This window comes from Erwinia sp. PME.40.26/001, from assembly GCF_055556675.1.
Window position 1 is genome coordinate 1 of sequence record NZ_JBVHNP010000069.1, and the last position, 320, is coordinate 320.

Below are 320 nucleotides of genomic sequence, written 5' to 3' on the forward strand. Positions count from 1 at the left end.
AGGCGTACACGAGGGTCGTGTTGTTGCCACGGGACAGCATCAGCGCCGACATGCGGTCGATCGAGTCGTCTGCGCTGGCGGCGTGCAGGGTGGACAGCGACCCGACACTGGACTGCATGGCCTGCATCATGGCGTAGATCTCAGGGCCGCGGACCTCGCCGACGATGAAGCGCTGGGTGTCCAGTCGGAGGGTGTCGTAGACCAGGTCTTCGGGGGTGATCTCGCCGGGCAGCCGCCCATCGGCGCCACGCTCCCCCTCCCCCGGCTTCGCCTCGAGTGAGACCACTCGCGGGTGGCGGTCGTTGATCTTGTGCAGGTAG

1 protein-coding gene is annotated in these 320 nt (G+C 67.2%); it reads right to left on the minus strand.

Going from position 1 to position 320, the window contains the following annotated elements; all coding sequences use genetic code 11:
* Positions 1-320 (minus strand): ATPase, T2SS/T4P/T4SS family (locus ACZ3HG_RS23265; RefSeq protein ID WP_465334680.1); only part of this gene is annotated, 320 nt, incomplete at both ends.